Origin of the sequence: Mongoliibacter ruber, from assembly GCF_003003005.1 — a bacterium.
Lineage (GTDB): Bacteria > Bacteroidota > Bacteroidia > Cytophagales > Cyclobacteriaceae > Mongoliibacter > Mongoliibacter ruber.
This window is the reverse complement of sequence record NZ_PVTR01000012.1, coordinates 104760-124072: the sequence shown is the minus strand read 5'-3', so window position 1 is coordinate 124072 and position 19313 is coordinate 104760. Positions and strand designations below refer to the sequence as shown.

Sequence of the window (19313 nt, the reverse complement as noted above, 5' to 3'; positions counted from 1 at the left end):
TGAAAGTGATGCTTCCTCTGATCATTATTGGAGGGATATTTATACCGGTTTTAGAATTGGGTCAAATTAATGCTGAGCTCAAGAGACGAAAAAGGGTTTAGTCTTCTGTTATTACGACCTTTTCGTAAGTCTGCTGGCCTATTTCCAATTCTTCATTGGTAGGGATGACCAGTATTTTCACTTTGGAGGAAGAAGTATTGACCTCTCTTATTTCTGAAGAGCGTTTTTGGTTTTTTTCAGGATTGATGGCAATACCAAAGTAATCCATATTCTTGCAAACCGCCTCTCGCATGTCAGGATCATTTTCCCCTATTCCGGCAGTAAATATGATGGCATCGAGCCCATTCATAGCCGCGGCAAATGCTCCAATGTATTTTTGAATTCGATAAGCGTATAGTTCGTAAGCTAAAACAGCATCAGGATTATTGTTCTTGACTTCATTCTTCACATCTCGCATGTCACTGAAACCTGTAAGTCCCATAAGACCGCTTTTCTTGTTGAGGAGTTCATTTACCTCTTTAGGAGAATAGCCTTTTTCATTCAATAAATAAAAAATAATAGACGGGTCAATGTCCCCACATCTTGTGCCCATAACCAACCCTCCCATGGGGCCCAAACCCATGGTATTGTCAATGGACTTTCCGGCAGACACTGCAGCCATGCTGCTGCCGTTGCCTAGGTGAATCGTGATGATCTTGGCGATCGGATTACCGAGATGTTCCAAGGCCTTTTTGCTGACATATTGATGTGAGCTTCCATGGAAGCCATAAGACCGGATCCCCAATTCTGTGTACATTCCTTTTGGAATAGCAAATCGGTATGCCCTTTCGGGCATGGTTTGATGAAAGGCTGTATCAAAAACTGCTACCTGTTTTGCCTTTGGGAAGAGCCTTTCCGCTACGGTTATGCCAAGGTAGTTGGGGGGATTATGCAAGGGTGCCAAAGCGAATAAGGCCTTGATTTTTTCTTTTACCTCTTTCGTGATCAGTGTGGTGGAAGCAAATTGTTCGCCGCCATGAACCACACGATGGCCTATTGCCTGCACCTCTTCCATGGAACTTAACACGCCTTTTTCTGAATCTATAAGCAAATCAGTAACCATTTGTAAGCCATCTTCATGGTCTTTTATGGGGTTGTTGATATTGAAAGTTTCCCCTCCTCCGTTTTTGAATGCTGTATGCTTCACCGAAGCGCCTTCTAGACCGATTCTGTCTACCAAGCCGCTACAAAGAGGGCTTTCGTTTGGCATATCAAATAGCTGATACTTCAAAGAGCTGCTTCCTGAATTGAGAACGAGGATTTTCATGTGTTAGAGTTTAGATAAGATGCGTGAGAAACGAAATTATAAAGGATGAAGGATATGATAGCTAGAAGGAAGCTTTGTGAATCACAAACCGCAAAGCGTAAATCACTCATCTACCTTCTTAAACCTTAATTTACTCCTGTGCTTGAATTGCAGTGATGACCACGGTATTGTAAATATCATCTACTGTGCACCCTCTGCTGAGGTCATTGACAGGTTTGTTCATGCCTTGAAGCATAGGGCCAATGGCTATGGCACCTGTTTCTCTTTGAACAGCTTTGTAAGTGTTGTTGCCTGTATTGAGGTCGGGAAATATAAGGACAGAGGCATTTCCAGCTACATTGGAGTCAGGCATTTTTTGTTTTCCTGTTTTGGGGTCTACAGCTGCATCATATTGAATTGGACCTTCTACCATAATGTCCGGTCTTTTTTCTTTCACGATATGTGTCGCAGCACGGACCTTATCCACATCTTCACCTGTTCCTGAGGTTCCGGAGGAATAAGAAAGCATCGCTACTCTCGGTTCTATACCAAACTTCGCACTTGTATCTGCGGAAGAAATGGCGATCTCTGCCAGTTGTTCTGCTGTTGGGTTGATATTTATAGCGCAATCACCAAAAATGGTCACCCTATCTGGAAGGCACATGAAGAAGACTGACGACACCAGTGAGATTCCCGGTTTGGTTTTGATAAACTGTAATGCCGGTCTGATTGTATGGGCAGTGGTGTGAACAGCACCCGATACCATGCCATCTGCATGCCCCTTATGTACCATCATGGTACCATAATAGGCCACATCTGTCATTAGATCTCTTGCTACACCCAAAGGCATATTTTTCCCTTTTCTGATTTCGAAAAGCGTATTGGAATAGTCATCAAAATATACCGAATCCTGTGGGTTGATGATTTGACAGTTCTCAAGGCTAAGGCTTAAGCCCAATCTATTGATGGAAGAAGTGATTTCATCCAAATTACCCAAAAGAGTGATATTTACAATTCCATGTCTTACAAGCCTATCAGCTGCTTTGAGTATGCGCTCATCATGCCCTTCTGGCAGCACAATGTGTTTCTTTTTATTCTTGGCCCAGCTTACCAATTGATACTGGAACATCCTTGGAGTCATTCCAGAAGCGATAAATGAAGCTATGTTTTTCTCTAAAATTTCCATATCCATATATTTCCTGAAAGTATTGATGGCAATATGGATTTTTTCAGGATTGGATGGGCTGAATCTGGAATGTATACCAGCCACCTTGGTAGCTGCATAAAATGAGGGTTCTTCTACTCTTAAGATTGGGATCAATGTGTTGGTGCCCTGGATCAACCTGATTACCGAATCCGGCACCTCAAAGCCTCCGGTTAGTACAATTCCAGCAATTTTTGGGTAATTTTTCGAAAGGCTTGCCTGCATGGAGGCCAATAGAATATCAGCCCTATCTCCAGGGGTGACGATCAAAACGTTTTGCTTGATGTGGTTGAGGAAGTTGGCGATCTGCATGGCCCCAAAAATGAAATGGTCTGCTCGGTTGCTCAATTGTTCTTCACCAAACATGACTTCTGCATTGAGGTGTTCCTTGACCTCAAACATTGAAGGGCTTTTCAATTCCGTTATTTTTGGAATTACAGCCAGTTGAATATCGGTTTGAATCTGGTTTTGTAAGGATATTTGTACCGTTTCCAGATCAGCCTCTGCTACTTTGTTGACCACTACAGCAATCACCTTTACTTTTCGCTGGAGAAAATTATTGATGGTCACATTCACACTGCTGCAGATTTGAGATACTGATTTGCCATCTCCAGATGCCACGATGATCACAGGTGTTCCTAGGTTTTTTGCAATAGCAAGGTTGGCATCAAATTCAAAGGCAGTGCCTTCACCCAGAAAGTCACTCCCTTCAATTATGGTAAAATCATTTTCAGCCTCCAAGCTTTTGAATTTGGAAATGATATTGTCAATGATTTCATTCTGCATTCCTGACTGGGCAAGTACATTTGCTTGCTCACGTGTGTATGAGAATGTCTTGTCTATTTGGAGTGGAAGTTTGAAATAACCTATTAGGGTTTCAATATGGCTATCAGGTTTGACAGCGGGTTCATGATTTATGATGGGCTTGAAATATCCGATTTTTTGTGTCCTTGCCAGTAGCATATCCACGAGACCAAGGGCAACGATGGATTTTCCACTGAAAGGTTCTGCAGTAGCTATAAAAATACTTTTATTTGGTTCCATAATCTTTGAATTTGATCAGACAAAATTAGATTTGATATCAGCTGATTTACCTGATGAAAGTGTGGTGAAAAGATGATATAAATCACCTTGTTTTTCGCATGAGGGCTTTGGAAAACCACATCCTATCTGCGGCTTTGTCCAAACTGACGTTGATTTCGAAGCACACTAATATAATAAGTGATGTGATGAAAAGCCAAAGCATCACAGCAATCATGGCCCCGATCGAACCATAAAGCTTGTTGTAGGTGGCGAAATTGTTGAGGTAAAAAGTAAATAGATAGAAGCCGAAATTGATCAAAAACCCAGCCGTCACAGAGCCTACTGAGAAAAACCTCCATTTGTCATGGACGGCAGGGGCAAACCTGAAAATAAAGGCAGTAGCTACTGTAAAGACAGATAGGAGTACGACAAACCGAAAAGCGGTAAGCATATAATAATAAAGGTTGCTCGATACGATTTCCCATTCGGAGATCTGATAAAGGACACTTCCTCCTAGAATCATAATCACCACGGCCCCACATATGGTCAATACCAAGATCATTACAATGGCGACAGCTATCAGTCTGGTAGTCCAAAAACTCCTGTTTTCTTTGGTTCTGTACACCGCATTGAAAGCATTCATCATGGATACAACGCCATTGGTTGCCAGAAATAAGGCAAGGAAAAAACCTATTGACAACAAACTTTGCCTTGGCCGACTTACAATATCCATGATGGTTGCTTCGGCTTCCTGGTAGATGCTTTCCGGGATAAATTCGTTGATAAAAAGAAGTATATTCTGGGTAGTGACATTTTTGAAAAACATGCCGATATAAGGTATGATGTTCAACAAAAACAGCAACAATGGAAACATGGCAACAGTAAAACTGAACGCCATGGCACCAGCCCTTTCGCTGATTTCATCTTTTCTCACCTGTTCCAAAAATATCCTACCTACATCATAGAGGTTTTGGTCAGGGTTACCAAAGTGGATATTCCTTAAAAGCTTAGCCTTTCTGGTAAGTTTGATTGAAAATAAGCGTATCCATTTATTCACTGAAAAATCAATTAGTCAAAATACGGTCGTAATAAATCTAACAAATATTGAGGAGGTCTACAGGGTCTGTGGTTTTCTTTTTTAAGAAAAGTAAGTGTAGTCCAGCCTTTGGTCAACAGCTCTTTGGCTTCATTCAAAACCTCATATTCGAACCTTATGCGTATACCCGGCAGTTCTGGAATGGTGGTTTTGATGGTCAATAGCTCATCATACTTGCCAGGTTTGATGAATTGTGTATGTAGTTCCAGTACCGGCATGATGACGCCATCTTCTTCCATTTGTTTGTAAGAAAAACCGGCCGCTCTCAGCGCTTCTACCCGCGCAACTTCAAAGTACATGGCATAATTGCCATAATATACGTAGGCCATCTGATCGGTCTCTGCATATCTTACCCTTACTTGTGTTTCAGCTTGGAACATATCAGTAGATTTTAGAGCGGTTAAGTGCTGCCTGGTATCTTCTTGCATTGTTTAGGTGCTCCGTCAGGCTAGTTGCAAAAGCATGGTAGCCAGAGAAATCTTCTTTTGCACAGAAATATAAATATGAATGGTCTTCATAATTGAGTACGGCTTCAAGTGCTGAAATTTCCGGAAGGTTGATGGGGCCAGGAGGCAATCCTGTGTACTTATAAGTATTGTAAGGGCTTTCTATTTCCTTGTGAACATTCAACACTCTTTTGATACTGAAATCACCTGCGGCAAAAACCAAAGTAGGATCAGCCTGAAGCGGCATATTGATCTTTAGCCTATTCAGGTATACACCTGCGACTTTTGGTCTTTCATCCGCTTTTTGGGTTTCTGCCTGCACAATCGAAGCAAGTGTCGAGACCTCATTTGGACTCAAACCCAACTGGCTTGCTTTGTTTTTTCTTTCCTCAGTCCAGAATGAATTGTACTCGTTGAACATTCGGTCAAAGAGTTTTTCGGCAGAAGTATTCCACCAAACCTCGTAAGAATTCGGGATAAACATGGACATGATGGTTTCTTCCTCAAATCCGAATTTCCTGATATTGACAGAATCAGTAAGAAGGTCTAGAAATTGCTGTTCACTGATTTCAAGGTTACGGGTGATTTTTTCTGCCAGATCTTCCTTTAACCTGACATTGTTGAAAGTGACCATTACAGGTGTCTGATTTCCTGAACGGAGCATTCTGACCAAGTTGAGGTTGTTGGTTTTGGGTGGAATATTGTATAACCCGGGCTTTACAGCCTCTTGGTATTTCATTACCTTGGATACAAAACTAAAAGTGATGACATCATTGATCACCTCATTTTGGTACAAAGTATCTACCACCATCTGGAAGGTGGCATTGCTTGGGATCTGTATCATTCGTCCTTCCTCTTTGTCCACAAGAGCATTTGGACTGAAGAAGGCCTGATAGAAATAGAATGAAAGCGAAGTCAACAATACCGAGAAGGTAATAATGAAGACTAATAGGAATTTTGTTTTTTTGTCTCCCAACATATTTATAGCTTAAGCACAGGAATAACCGCAAAAATAGAGAATTTTGTTCAAGGGGCTAATGAACTTTACATTCAATGGAAAAACCAATACAAGTGACATGTGCTATTATTATCAAAAACAACTTGGTATTGGCAGCCCAAAGAAGTGAATCAATGCACCTGCCCTTATCTTGGGAATTTCCTGGTGGGAAGTTGGAAGAGTCTGAATCAGAGGAAGAATGCCTGAAAAGAGAGATACTGGAAGAGCTTGACATTGAAGTGGATATTCAAGAGAAATTGGCCCATTATAATCATCAGTATTCAGGAAAAAAACCTATCGAACTTATTCCTTTTGTTTGTCACTTTGCTTCCGGTAAGATTTTTTTGAAAGAGCATAAAAGAGCGGATTGGTTCACCGTGGAGGAGCTTAAGCAATTAGATTGGGCAGCGGCAGACATTCCTGTTCTTGATAGTTTTTTAGAACTATTTCAAAACCAGCTTAGTTAAAATGTAGGAGTTTTAAGACAGCTGCAAAAAAGAAGCTTCTGGAAATTTATAGTTACATTTATGTCGCTTTGATCATTTTTAACCCATTTAAGTATGCCTGCTGAGTTTATCAAATTGTATCCTGAAAACCCGGAAATCAAAAAAATAGAAGCCATTGTCAGGATATTAAGAGATGGCGGAGTTATCATTTATCCTACAGATACTGTGTATGGAATGGGTTGTAATATTCACAACCAAAGAGCCATAGAACGTATCTCACAAATCAAGGGAATCAAGCCCAAAAAGCATAATTTCTCCTTTATTTGCTATGACTTGAGTAACATTGCCGAATACACAAGGGCATTGAGTACCTCAGTTTTTAAAGTGATGAAAAAAGCCCTACCAGGCCCCTATACCTTTATTTTAGAAGCCAATAACTCAGTGCCAAAAATTCTTAACAGTAACAAAAAGACGGTAGGAATCAGGGTTCCGGATCACTCAATTCCCAGGCTTTTGGTCAAGGAATTGGGCTCCCCTATATTGACTACTTCTATCCATGATGAAGATGAAGTGATCGAGTATAGTACTGATCCTGAGCTTATTTATGAAAAGTACAAAGACCTTGTAGATGTGGTGATAGATGGAGGTTATGGTAATAATGTGGCCTCTACTGTCTTGGATTGTACAGGATCACAAATAGAGATTGTCAGGGAAGGTCTTGGTTCGGTTGAAGATATTTTTTGATTTTGTCTAATAAAATACACATTATGGGGATTTTAACAGAGCTTTTTTACCTTCCACATATTGAATACTTTGCTGCAATTGAAGGGCATGGTATATTGTTGTTAGATGATTTGGAGCGATTTCAAAAACAAAGCCTAAGAAATAGAACTTCTTTACTTCTTGCCAATAAAGTCGAAACGTTATCCGTTCCTGTATATGAGGGCAACAAAAAAAAGCCCTACAAAGACATTCAGATCGATTATGGTCAAAAGTGGCTGAACATTCACCTCCGAGGAATTCAGTCAGCTTATGGTAAAGCTCCTTTCTTTGAGTATTACTTTCCGTATATTGAAGAAGTTTACAGTCAAAAATTGCAGTACTTGATTGACTTAAATGCAGCCCTACTGACAGTTTGTCTGAAATTGCTAAGAATGGATATTGAGGTCAAATTCCTCAGTGAAACAAGTGAAAGTATCGAATACAGTGATATAAGGGGCCTAATTAGGGCTAAAGAGGGTTTTGAGACCCGTGACTTCTACCAAAGTGAGCCTTACAGGCAGCTTTTTGGTGTAGAGTTTGTACCCAACTTAAGCGTTATCGATTTGTTGTTTTGTGAAGGTCCCGAGGCAATGTCTCTTATCAAGGGCTCGAAAAAAAAATGAATGAACAATCGCCCGATGGATTGTGTTTTTAAAACAAATTGGGTATCATTAATACAGATTTCAAATTAAATCAGAAAGGATATAATGGAAGCAAAATTTTCAAACAGGGTCAAAGAGGTAATCTCTCTAAGTCGCGAGGAAGCTCTGCGTCTTGGGCATGATTACATTGGTACAGAGCACCTGTTGCTGGGTATGATTCGAGAAGGAGAAGGAGTGGCTGTTTCCATACTGAAAAAAATGGGAGTTCCATTGGATGAACTTAGGAATTCAATCGAAAGGGCTGTGAAAGGTACAGCCAATCACAATGTGAAAAATCTTGCCAATATTCCATTGACAAGACAGTCTGAAAAAGTATTGAAAATCACCTATTTAGAGGCCAAGATATTCAAAAGCCAATTGATAGGTACAGAACACTTGCTTTTGTCTATTCTTCGTGATGAAGACAATATTGCAACACAAATATTACATAAATTCGACACTAACTACGACTCGGTAAAAGAAATGCTGGAATTTCAGACAGACGCAGGTCCTAGATCAAAAGCCGAGGCTGATGATCCGGATGATGATGGATCAAAATTGTTTGGTTCTTCTTCGAGCAGTTCATCAGGCAGTTCTTCCAAAACCTCAGGAGAAAAATCAAGAACTCCGGTTCTCGATAACTTTGGAAGAGATTTGACTAAGATGGCTGAAGACGATAAGCTAGACCCTATCATTGGTAGGGAGAAAGAAATAGAGCGAGTCGCACAGATACTTTCAAGAAGGAAGAAAAATAATCCTATTCTTATCGGTGAGCCTGGTGTAGGTAAGACAGCGATTGCTGAAGGTCTTGCATTGCGCATCGTGCAGAAAAAAGTCTCTAGGGTGCTTTTCAATAAGCGCGTAGTGACTTTGGATCTTGCTTCATTGGTGGCAGGGACCAAGTACCGTGGCCAGTTTGAAGAAAGAATGAAGGCCGTTATGAATGAGTTGGAAAAATCTCCAAACGTGATCCTTTTCATAGATGAGCTGCATACCATCGTAGGTGCCGGCGGTGCCAGTGGATCATTGGATGCATCCAATATGTTCAAACCAGCTTTGGCCAGGGGTGAAATCCAATGTATCGGTGCAACTACCTTGGATGAGTACAGACAGTATATTGAAAAAGATGGCGCTTTGGCCAGAAGATTCCAAATGGTGATGGTCGATGCCACCACTCCTGAGGAAACCATTCAGATTCTGAATAATATCAAGGACAAATACGAAGATCACCATAATGTCATTTACACAGACGAGGCAATTGATGCTTGTGTGAAACTATCAGACAGGTATATTTCTGACAGGTTTTTACCAGATAAGGCTATTGATATATTGGATGAGGCGGGAGCTAGGGTCCATATCAATAATATACATGTGCCAGAAGAAATCCTTAAACTTGAGCAAGAAGTAGAGGATATCAAGGTTGAAAAAAATAGGGTTGTTAAAAGTCAGAAGTACGAAGAAGCAGCACAACTCCGTGATAAAGAGAAAAAACTCTTAGAACAACTTGAAAATGCCAAGACACGTTGGGAAGAAGAAAGCAAAACCAAACGCTACACCGTAGAAGAAGAAAATGTAGCTGAGGTAATTGCTATGATGACAGGAATTCCTGCCAAGAGAATTGCCCAGAATGAAGGTGCCAAGCTACTGACCATGTCTCAAGAGCTTTCAGGTAAGGTTATCGGACAAGAACAAGCCATCAAGAAACTGACCAAGGCTATCCAAAGGACGAGAGTAGGTTTAAAAGATCCTAAAAAACCAATAGGTTCGTTTATATTCTTAGGTCCTACAGGTGTTGGTAAAACAGAACTTGCCAAAATATTGGCTACCTACCTATTTGACAAAGAAGATTCTTTGATCAGAATAGATATGTCTGAATACATGGAGAAATTCAGTGTATCCAGATTGGTAGGAGCACCTCCAGGATATGTAGGGTATGAGGAAGGTGGACAGCTTACTGAGAAAGTAAGGAGAAAGCCGTATTCTGTGGTTTTATTGGATGAGATTGAAAAAGCTCACCCAGATGTTTTCAACATCTTATTACAGGTGTTGGATGATGGCATACTGACAGATGGTTTAGGAAGAAGAGTAGATTTCAGAAATACCATTATCATCATGACATCTAACATCGGTGTTAGAGATTTGAAAGACTTTGGTGCAGGTATTGGCTTTGCCTCCAAAGCAAAAGCACAAAGTATGGACGAGGTAATGAAGTCTACTATACAGAGTGCTTTGAAAAAAGCATTCAGTCCGGAATTCCTCAACAGGTTGGACGATGTGGTAGTATTCAACTCTCTTGAAAAAGAGCATATTCATAAGATTATTGATATCAGCTTAGGAAAGCTGTTCAGTAGGATAACTGACCTAGGTTACAACATAGAGTTGACAGAAAAAGCGAAAGATTTCCTCGCAGAGAAAGGATATGATCAGCAATACGGAGCCAGACCCTTGAACAGGGCAATCCAGAAATACTTGGAAGATGCCTTGGCCGAGGAGATTCTCAAAGGAGAGTTATCCGATGGGGATGTGATTATTGCAGATTATTCCGGAGAAGGAGAGGAGTTGACCATCAAGGTTGACAAGAAGGAAAAAGCCGAGTAAGTTGTTTAACACCAAATTGAATAAAACGGTCAACGAAAGTTGACCGTTTTTTTTATGCCCTTTGCGTATTGGTGATCGGGACACAAGATTATAAGGATTCCTAATCCCTAAGATCCAAAACCAAGGAATGAAGATATACAAGTTACCTTTCACAAAGTCATTAAAGTTGAGAAGAGAGCTAATCCTCATTATTTTATATGATTATACGCTACTTTGCCAGTAGAATATAATTCTAGTATTAATGTTGGATTTAGATCAATATCTATCAATATCTAATATCATTTAATATCAAAATGAATCAAAGAGAACTCTCTCCTTAAGTTACTGGTATAATTCCGTATATACATTTTATTTTAAATTCCTTTACCCAAATTAGTCTTCTAACAGGATCTTGTTTTTTGAATTAAAATATTGAAGATAAAGAAAATGTGAAGTGAAATATGTTTGTTTTGGGAAAGACTTGACTTAACTTATTCAAATATGACGATTGGGATACGATTTATAGCGCTGTTTTTTCTTTGTGCATTTGCTACAATCTCAAATGCACAAAGCCACAAGGTAATATTGGATACAGATATTGATTCAGATGTGGATGATGTGGGAGCTTTAGCGATGTTACATACTTTGGCAGATCATAAATTAGTGGATATTTTAGGGGTAATTGTTACAAGTGATGACCTCCATGCAGCACAGTGTACTGATGCGATCAATCATTATTTCAAAAGGGGGAATATCCCTATTGGAGTAGAGAAAGGCATTGCATTAAAGTCTTTTTCCAAATATACCAAACAGATTAGCGAAGAATTCAAACACCAACTGAAATCTGCAGAAGATGCTGAAGATGCTACTTCCTTATATCGAAGGCTGCTGTCTGCTCAACCTGATTCAAGTGTAATCATTATTACCATCGGACATTTGACAAATTTGAGAAACCTGATGGAATCCAAAGCGGATGAATATTCAGATCTTTCAGGTATTGAACTGATCAAGAAAAAAGTCAAATTATGGTCTTGTATGGGAGGAATGTTTCCCGAGGGAAAGGAGGCCAATTTTTATCGACCTGACCCGGAATCAACCAAAATAGCGGTTGAGAAATGGCCGGTCAAGGTGGTTTTTGCAGGATGGGAAATTGGGAATGAGATAATTACTGGAGCGGATTTCCTCAAAAAATCACTTCCCGAGCATAGTCCAGTTTGGAGGGCCTATCAGCTATACAATAATTTTCAAGGCAGACAGAGTTGGGATCAGGCATCCATACTTTATGCAGTTTCCAGCTCAGAAGATTACTGGGATTTGAATGAAGAAGGTAGATGTGTGGTGATGACGGATGGTAGTAATACATGGAAAAGTGGAGAGAGGAGCAACCACTCCTATTTGATCCAAAAAATGAACCCCAAGGAAATCGCCAAGATCATTGATGCATTGATGGTAGGGTTTTATGGTGCTGAATATTGAACAAGAGCTGGAAGGGTATGATGTTTAGAAGCAAATAATCAAACTCATTTGGTTTTAACTACGCTTAACCTCCTCGACAAACTTCGTCTAGAAGGGTCTCTTCCCGATCTGGAATCGAATAACGATACATTTAAGGATTTAGAATCCTAAAGGCAAATAGTCCAATAAATCAGGAATTCAAAATTTTCAGTACCCACTCTCAAAATTCCAAATTTGGAAAAGCAGTAAAAGAGTAGAGCACCCAAAATTTCGAAATCATAACCCCAACTCAAAAATTGTACTTTTCCTGTTAATCTTTAAAAACTGGTTTAATTTACATGAGGGTGGGTTTTGTTAGGGCTTAAACCTGTTTATTTTTTCAGTAGATCTATTGGCTTAACAATGAGCTAACCTCAAGGCTATAAATGGTAACAAAACATAAATAATAGGGAAATGATTGGATAAAAGTGATTGCCCACCTTTGGGGCATGAAAAGAATTTTGCTGTTCTTAATATTCGTTACTGCTTCGTACACTTCTTTATTTGCCACTACGCTTACCGGTCTTGTCCAAGATAAGGAAACTGGGGAGCCGTTGATAGGTGCTACTGTAGAGGTCAAGGTTTCTGGAGATAAAAAATATGCCATAGTAGGCATGGATGGTTCCTTTGTAATCAAAAATGTACCTGTAGGTAAACATCTGGTAGAGGTGTCTTTTATAGGCTACTCAAGGGAATCAATGGAGATTGAGTTTACCAATGGAAATGCCGTCAGAAGGAATTTTGAACTCATTTCTGAGTTGAGTGAATTGACGGAATTTGTATTGTCTGCCTCCATGATTAAAGGTTCGGAGATGCAAGCGAGGAACATGGAGCGCAACGCACCTAACACCTTAAACATCATTTCAAAAAGAGCCATTGAGTTATCTCCCGATATCACTGTCGCAAATATTGTACAGCGTGTATCTGGGCTCTCTATAGAAAGAAATGCCAACGGAGATCCACAACATGCCATCGTAAGAGGTATGGACAAAAGGTACAATTACACCTTGATCAATGGAGTGAAGATTCCTTCCCCTGACAATAAAAACAGGTATATCCCTCTGGATATATTTCCCGCCCAGCTTCTGGAAAGGTTGGAAGTGTCCAAATCGCTCAATGCTTCTATGGAAGGCGATGCAATAGGTGGTGCAGTCAACTTGGTGATGAAGGATGCACCTGAGGAGTTTATGCTAGAAGGCGATGTGCAGCTTGGGTACAACCAAATCAATATGGATCGGGGTTTTTATAGCTACGATAGAAGCCCTATCAATAGACGCTCCCCCTATCAGCAATTTGGTGCGGATTATTTTGCAGAGACTTCAGACTTTCCAACAAGAAATATGGTTTTGCAAAATGTCATGCCTCTCCCTGATATTATCGGCAGTTTGACCTATGGAGATAGATTTTTGAACAACAAACTTGGTGTCATGCTCGGTGGTAGCTTTCAAAACAGTTACCGTGGAGTTGACAGTCAGTGGTACAGAGTAGGCTTGGATAATTTTGGGTCTAACAGGCCTACTCTTCAGAGGCTTCAAGAGAGAGAATCTTCCACACAGCAACAGCGCTATGCCATCCATAGCAAGCTTGATTATGCCATCAGTGAAAATCATGTACTGAAATTCTATTATGGGAATTATCAATTGAATGATTTCAGGGTAAGGGATATGTTGGATACGGATACAGAGGGGAGAAATTTCAGTGTTACCGAAGGAAATGGGATATTGACTTATATCACAAGGTTTACATCTAGGTTCCAAAATATTCAGACGCTTAATCCAAGAGGAGAACACAAGCTCTCAGATAAATTTATCATTGATTGGAATGCAGTGGCCTCACTTGCAAAAAGTGAATCTCCCGACGATGGCAATTTTATCAGAAATGGGGAATTGGCAAATTTCGTCGAAATGCCGCAGAATATAGAAAGGAGAAACAACAGGCGATGGGAAAACAATACCGACAGGGATTTGACCCTATACCTTAATTTTACTTATTCCCCGAGGTTGATCAATGACCAAACTCAAGTGAAGTTTGGTGGTATGTATAGGGATAAGGAGCGAGAAAGTTTTTTCAATCGGTATATTTTTGACCCATTCAATCCGGCTTTCCAAATCCAGGGGACGCATTGGGAGACCTTCGAAGATGTGAATTTTCAGTTGCTGAATCCACGAGGTGGGGTATCAGATCCTTTGAATTTTGAATCTTTCGAAAGGATTGCAGCGGGATATTTTACTACAAGATGGGATGTTTTCAATACTGAGATCCATGCCGGTGTCAGGGCTGAAATGACCGAACAAGGTTATTCACTTCGCGTGGCCCAGCAAAATGTAAACCCTGATTCCAGTCAGAATTATTTGGACCTGCTGCCTTCTCTAAGCTTCAAACACAGGTTGAACCCGAAAACCAACATCAGGGCTTCCTACTATAAAGCAGTGGCAAGGCCAGGGTTCCACGAAATTGTGCCTTATAGGATGTCAGAAGATGATGGTTTTGACGAATCAGGAAATCCAGGTTTGAACAGGGTAAGGGCGAACAATTATGACATCAGGTGGGAGCATTTTCCTTCTTTGACAGAACAGGTTTTTTTGGGAGCATTTGTAAAAGACATCAAAGACCCGATTGAATACACATTGGTAAGGGATAGGATTTTTTCAGGACCACTAAGTTTGAGACCCAATAATTTTGGAGACGCACTAAACTGGGGATTGGAGGCTGATTTTATCAAATACTTCAGAAGAATTGGCTTGAGGATGAATTATACCTACACCAATTCCAGAATTACCACAACAAAAATCACCAGAAGAAGAGAAGATCCCAATGATGAGAGCTCACAATTGGTGCAGGTGATTGAAAACCAAACCAGACCACTTCAGGGACAGGCAGACCATATCGGTAACTTCAGTATCATGTATAAGTCCGAAAAGACTGACATTCAATTGGCAGCGGTCTACACTGGGGAGCGAATAGAGTTTGTATCACCATTCTTGGACAACGACCATTGGTCGAGACCCATAACTCAGCTTGACTTTTCTTTCGATCAAAGAATCAACAAGTTCCTAACGCTATTTGTGAGGGTGAACAATATCCTTGACTCACCTTATGAATTATTCATCAAAAGCCCATTGGCAAGAGAAGGAGCGCTATTTCCTTATCAGGACAATCCCAATGAGACTATGGTCAGAACTGATAGATTCGGCCAATCATATAGAGTAGGCTTGAGATTCAAAAGAAATTAAACAATCATAAACTAAACCTTAAATCTTAAATTATGAAAATGACTAATTGGTTAAGATCATCTTTCATTGCAGCACTAGTCTTCGGATTTGTAGCATGTTCTGAAAATGATCCAGGTCCTAACGTACAGGATCCAAACGATGATGACGACGAAGAAGTGATAGCTTCACCGGAGAATATGTTTGGTGAGGTTGAGGGGGTATGGCCGTCAGGGTCTACTTACACAATTACAGGTGATGTAGTAATCCCTGAAGGTAGTAGTTTGACAATTGAAGAAGGTGTTACTGTAATTATTGATGGTGACGGTCGTCAGGGAAGTAGCCCTGAGATTGTGGTAAGAGGTAGCCTTTATGCATACGGTACTGAAAATGCAAGGGTAAGATTTACTGTTCCTGAAGGAAGAAGAACTGTTGCCAATACTTTTGCAGGCCTTTGGGGCGGATTCACTGCTACTGAAACTGTCGGTGATTTGGTGTTTGAATATGCTGATATTGAATATGCAGGTGCTCCAGGTGAAGCCAATAACCCAATCGTTCAAGAGGGTGAAATCTCTGAAGGTGAGCCAAGATATGCCATTTATATGCAGGATGATGGATTGACTTCCAACTTTATTGTGTGGCATACAAGAATTGCTTATAGCAAAGACGATGCAATCAGATTGAACGGTGCCAAAACTTTAATTGCGCATTCCACATTTGAGTTGAATGGAGAAACCGGGGGAGAAGCTGTAAATACCAAGTCAGGAACAGTTGGAGACTTTTGTTTTAATTTGATATATGGTTCAGCTACAAATGGCTTGAAAGTAGCCAACTCCAAAGGCAGAACACCACAAGCGGACAACTACTTTTACAACAATACCATAGTGGATTCAGGCTGGAGAAGAGTACAAGCTGGTAGAGGTGGTTCTTTGAATTATGAAAATGGTTCAAGAGGGCAATGCTTCAACAATTTGGTGGTGAATTCCAGATATGGTTTGAGAATGGTTCCACCAGATGATCAACCTGATTTGGCCAATACAGAATGGGGTTTTCACTACTACTATGGTGATGAAGAGATTATTGTAGAGGAGTTTTATCCTTCCAATGGCACCATAGGCAGAGTTGAAGACCAACCAAGACCAGCTTCTGATATTGCAGGTGGAGTAGGAGAAAATGATCCTCTTTTTGCAAATCATGCTTTAGGTTCATTTGATATTGCTTCAGCTAGGGAGGCGTCAACAGTGGGCAGAATGCCGGCAGATGCTGATTTTAGATTGAGTGCTGGATCTCCAGCTTTGACGGGTGCCAATACTGAATTTTCTCCAAGATATGCTTCTTACGAAGTGAATGGAAAAACTTACACTACTCCGACGCCACAGGCATACTTCGGAGCTTTCGGTGCAGCTAATTAATTAAATCCTAATGTTTGGGAGCCTAGAAGCTCCCAAACCTTTTTCTATGCTAAGAGCAATTCAAATAGTATTCCTTCTTACCCTTTGTTTTTCCTGTTCAGAAGCTGAGTCACCCGTTGACTTTTGGCAAAATCATGTTCCCTTCGAGGCGGAATATGCCGATGGCAATATGGAGAGGCTCGGTATTTTTGCTTCACCTGCCGAATCCAAAGGGCCTTCTACTTTGATAGAAGCTTCAGGTTTGGCTTATTCAAGGAAAAACCCTGGTCATGTTTGGTCACATCAGGACAAAAATAATGATAACCGCTTCTTTTTGCTTGATGCAAATACAGGTGAGACAGTGGCCGCATACAGGATTCCCGGGACCAGAAATAGAGACTGGGAGGATATAGAAATTGCCAACGGCCCAGTGGACGGGGTAGATTATCTTTATATAGGAGATGTGGGAGACAATGATCAAGTATATGCCAATTATACCATCTACAGGTTTGAAGAACCACAATTTGAAGAGGCCCACAGAGGTCAAATAGTGGACTTGAACATTGAATATGATGAAATCAAGTTTGTGTACCCAGATAAAAGCCATGACGTGGAAACGCTTATGGTTGATCCTCTCACCAGAGACATCTATTTGGCTACAAAAAGGGACTTCAGGTCTATTTTATTTGTCCTTCCATATCCACAGAATACCACAGAAAGGTTTACAGCTACACAGGTAGGCACATTTTCATTTACAAGGGCTACAGCCGGAACCGTATCCAAGGATGGTATGGAGGTTTTGGTCAAAAATTACGATCGTATTTACTATTGGAAAAGGGAGGCAGGACAAAGTTTTGCTGACTTGATGGCCACCAAACCAGCTTTGGCGCCCTACAACCCTACAGAAGCTCAGGGTGAAGCTATTTGTTTTGACCATGATGGAGGGTATTACACGCTAAGCGAATTTTCGAATGCAATTATTCCAGAACTCTATTATTATAAAAGACTGCAAAATTAAACACTGTAATCATGACTAAACTTTACAACTTACGAACAATGATGCTAGCCTTGCTTTTTGGAGCTACGGCAATAGCATGTACAGATGATGGAGATACTCCTCCAACCCAAGATCCAAATGACGAGGTGGTCGTTTTTGACGATGAGCTTTTGGAGGGTTTTATCAAAAGCGATCTTAACATCGGAGCCAATAATGACATTACTGTTGGTAGATTGGCAAACCTTACCACATTAAATGTTGCCAACACTCAGGTGGCTTCAATTTCCGGATTGGAAAAAGCAACAAATCTGGAAGTATTGAACTTGAACTTTACCAATGTGACAGACATGTCACCTGTAAAAGACCTTACAAGTTTAAAAGAGTTGAACCTTTGGAATCTTGACTTGGAAGGTGAAGGTGCCGCGATCCTTGATTTTGTTCAGAACTTAAATTCACTTGAATTTCTTGACCTGAGGGAAACGCCAACATCTGATATTTCAAGGCTTGCAGGAAAGTCTACTTTGAAGCACCTCAACTTAAGAGAGGCATCTGTATCTGATTTATCGCCGCTTGCAGGTATGACGCAGCTCGAATATTTGAACTTTAACAGGTGTGGAAATATCACAGATATCTCTCCGCTTGATGGTATGGTCAACCTTTATTACCTCAGCTTAAGAAATGCCGAAGTGGGTGATGAGCAGTTTCAGCAATTTGCCCAATATACCAAACTGGTAGAATCCAATATCAGAAACACCGGTATCACGGATATCACTCCATTGGTGACGATTTTTGAGGCGGGAGCTTTTACACAGGAATTATCTGATCTGTATGGAAATAAAATTTCTCTTGATCTTCAGAATAACAACATCACAAATCCATGTGTGATCGCTGAGTGGGTTGATCAATTTCCTCAAGGAGAGCTTGAAGGATGGGATGGTACAACATGTGGCGATATTGCAGAACCTTCTTTCTTTGAAGACGCTGGTCTTGAAGGCAAGGTAAGAGAAATCTTAGGTCTTGGTGATGAGGATGAAATCACTGAGGAATTGCTATTGACTGTAGAAGAGTTGGACCTTAGAGGCACGACTACTTCAAGTGTAGCTGGCGTGGAGAAAATGCCAAACCTTACTTTTGTAAGATTGGATGGTACAGAAGTTACTGATCTTACACCTTTTAGTGAGCATACAAAAATCACTTACTTCAATATCAATAGTGTAACTGGAATCACAGATATTTCCCCACTAGGTAACAATGCTGATTTGGGAGTATTGATTGCGAGAAATATAGCTTTTGGAAATGAGGGGATGGAAACCATTGCCAAATTTAAAAATCTGTGGAGACTGAATATGAGAAACACAGGTGTTACAGACCTTTCAGTTTTGGCTGAATTGATGGAAGAGGGAGCGCTTCAAAACGAAAAAGCACCCGAAGGGGAGGTTGCTATTTTGGATATTAGAGAAATCGAAGCAGACTTTTGTGTGATCGCAGCTTACAGAGACGAAATCGGTGACCTAAGCGGAGGTGACTTCTCTTCTTGTGATTAATACGCCTTTACCAGTTGGTCAATGATCAGCGGATAATTTTAGTATATATTTTTATGATTTTACCACCGGGTTTTGAAATCCGGTGGTATTTTTTTTGCTCTTCGCAATTTGTAATTGCGAAGCTTGATAATTAAAGATTTCTAATCATTAAGATCTAAAGTCAAGGGAGTCAGAAATTTTACAGCCTGATTAATATTCCAA

14 protein-coding genes are annotated in these 19313 nt (G+C 40.4%); 9 read left to right on the top strand and 5 right to left on the bottom strand.

Going from position 1 to position 19313, the window contains the following annotated elements; genetic code table 11:
- Nucleotides 1-97: 97 nt before the first annotated feature.
- The 5 genes from CLW00_RS17800 to mltG form a co-directional block, all read right to left on the bottom strand.
- Nucleotides 98-1306 (bottom strand): acetate/propionate family kinase, encoded by a 1209-nt coding sequence (locus CLW00_RS17800; RefSeq protein ID WP_106135056.1) that lies wholly within the window; start codon nucleotides 1304-1306, stop codon nucleotides 98-100.
- A 130-nt stretch (nucleotides 1307-1436) separates the two neighbouring features.
- Nucleotides 1437-3533 carry a phosphate acetyltransferase gene (gene pta / locus CLW00_RS17795; protein WP_106135055.1) on the bottom strand — a complete coding sequence of 699 codons (2097 nt, stop codon included), beginning with the start codon at nucleotides 3531-3533 and terminating at the stop codon, nucleotides 1437-1439.
- A gap of 82 nt (nucleotides 3534-3615) precedes the next feature.
- A complete protein-coding gene (locus CLW00_RS17790) occupies nucleotides 3616-4569 on the bottom strand; it encodes a YihY/virulence factor BrkB family protein (protein WP_106135054.1) in 954 nt (317 codons plus the stop codon).
- A gap of 11 nt (nucleotides 4570-4580) precedes the next feature.
- Nucleotides 4581-4988, bottom strand: a complete 408-nt coding sequence (locus tag CLW00_RS17785; RefSeq protein WP_106135053.1) for an acyl-CoA thioesterase — start codon at nucleotides 4986-4988, stop codon at nucleotides 4581-4583.
- A gap of 1 nt (nucleotide 4989) precedes the next feature.
- Nucleotides 4990-6033 (bottom strand): endolytic transglycosylase MltG, encoded by a 1044-nt coding sequence (gene mltG / locus CLW00_RS17780; RefSeq protein ID WP_106135052.1) that lies wholly within the window; start codon nucleotides 6031-6033, stop codon nucleotides 4990-4992.
- Between the two features lie 74 nt (nucleotides 6034-6107).
- Between mltG and CLW00_RS17775 the strand changes: the two genes are divergently transcribed.
- The 9 genes from CLW00_RS17775 (at nucleotide 6108) to CLW00_RS21555 (ending at nucleotide 19112) form a co-directional block, all read left to right on the top strand.
- Nucleotides 6108-6518 (top strand): (deoxy)nucleoside triphosphate pyrophosphohydrolase, encoded by a 411-nt coding sequence (locus CLW00_RS17775; protein WP_106135051.1) that lies wholly within the window; start codon nucleotides 6108-6110, stop codon nucleotides 6516-6518.
- A gap of 93 nt (nucleotides 6519-6611) precedes the next feature.
- Nucleotides 6612-7241: an L-threonylcarbamoyladenylate synthase gene (locus CLW00_RS17770; protein WP_106135050.1), complete on the top strand. Its 630-nt coding sequence runs from the start codon at nucleotides 6612-6614 to the stop codon at nucleotides 7239-7241.
- A 23-nt stretch (nucleotides 7242-7264) separates the two neighbouring features.
- Nucleotides 7265-7882 (top strand): WbqC family protein, encoded by a 618-nt coding sequence (locus CLW00_RS17765; protein ID WP_106135049.1) that lies wholly within the window; start codon nucleotides 7265-7267, stop codon nucleotides 7880-7882.
- A gap of 84 nt (nucleotides 7883-7966) precedes the next feature.
- The gene (locus CLW00_RS17760) at nucleotides 7967-10498 is read left to right on the top strand and encodes an ATP-dependent Clp protease ATP-binding subunit (protein WP_106135048.1); all 2532 of its coding nucleotides are present in this window, start codon (nucleotides 7967-7969) and stop codon (nucleotides 10496-10498) included.
- 480 nt (nucleotides 10499-10978) lie between these two features.
- Entirely contained in the window at nucleotides 10979-11953 is a 975-nt protein-coding gene (locus CLW00_RS17755) for a nucleoside hydrolase (protein ID WP_106135047.1), read from the top strand.
- 467 nt (nucleotides 11954-12420) lie between these two features.
- Nucleotides 12421-15204, top strand: a complete 2784-nt coding sequence (locus CLW00_RS17750) for a TonB-dependent receptor (protein ID WP_106135046.1) — start codon at nucleotides 12421-12423, stop codon at nucleotides 15202-15204.
- Between the two features lie 32 nt (nucleotides 15205-15236).
- A complete protein-coding gene (locus CLW00_RS17745) occupies nucleotides 15237-16592 on the top strand; it encodes a right-handed parallel beta-helix repeat-containing protein (protein ID WP_106135045.1) in 1356 nt (451 codons plus the stop codon).
- A 46-nt stretch (nucleotides 16593-16638) separates the two neighbouring features.
- Nucleotides 16639-17589, top strand: a complete 951-nt coding sequence (locus CLW00_RS17740) for a hypothetical protein (RefSeq protein ID WP_245917360.1) — start codon at nucleotides 16639-16641, stop codon at nucleotides 17587-17589.
- A gap of 11 nt (nucleotides 17590-17600) precedes the next feature.
- On the top strand, nucleotides 17601-19112 hold the full coding sequence (locus tag CLW00_RS21555) for a leucine-rich repeat domain-containing protein (RefSeq protein WP_146131451.1): 1512 nt from the start codon (nucleotides 17601-17603) through the stop codon (nucleotides 19110-19112).
- The last annotated feature ends 201 nt before the right edge of the window (nucleotides 19113-19313 follow it).

Bases quoted from the DNA above. Each gene is read 5' to 3' on its own strand.
- CLW00_RS17800 (WP_106135056.1), bottom strand. From the start codon at position 1,306: ATGAAAATCCTCGTTCTCAATTCAGGAAGCAGCTCTTTGAAGTATCAG.
- pta (WP_106135055.1), bottom strand. From the start codon at position 3,533: ATGGAACCAAATAAAAGTATTTTTATAGCTACTGCAGAACCTTTCAGT.
- CLW00_RS17785 (WP_106135053.1), bottom strand. From the start codon at position 4,988: ATGTTCCAAGCTGAAACACAAGTAAGGGTAAGATATGCAGAGACCGAT.
- mltG (WP_106135052.1), bottom strand. From the start codon at position 6,033: ATGTTGGGAGACAAAAAAACAAAATTCCTATTAGTCTTCATTATTACC.
- CLW00_RS17775 (WP_106135051.1), top strand. From the start codon at position 6,108: ATGGAAAAACCAATACAAGTGACATGTGCTATTATTATCAAAAACAAC.
- CLW00_RS17770 (WP_106135050.1), top strand. From the start codon at position 6,612: ATGCCTGCTGAGTTTATCAAATTGTATCCTGAAAACCCGGAAATCAAA.
- CLW00_RS17765 (WP_106135049.1), top strand. From the start codon at position 7,265: ATGGGGATTTTAACAGAGCTTTTTTACCTTCCACATATTGAATACTTT.
- CLW00_RS17760 (WP_106135048.1), top strand. From the start codon at position 7,967: ATGGAAGCAAAATTTTCAAACAGGGTCAAAGAGGTAATCTCTCTAAGT.
- CLW00_RS17755 (WP_106135047.1), top strand. From the start codon at position 10,979: ATGACGATTGGGATACGATTTATAGCGCTGTTTTTTCTTTGTGCATTT.
- CLW00_RS17750 (WP_106135046.1), top strand. From the start codon at position 12,421: ATGAAAAGAATTTTGCTGTTCTTAATATTCGTTACTGCTTCGTACACT.
- CLW00_RS17745 (WP_106135045.1), top strand. From the start codon at position 15,237: ATGAAAATGACTAATTGGTTAAGATCATCTTTCATTGCAGCACTAGTC.
- CLW00_RS17740 (WP_245917360.1), top strand. From the start codon at position 16,639: ATGCTAAGAGCAATTCAAATAGTATTCCTTCTTACCCTTTGTTTTTCC.
- CLW00_RS21555 (WP_146131451.1), top strand. From the start codon at position 17,601: ATGACTAAACTTTACAACTTACGAACAATGATGCTAGCCTTGCTTTTT.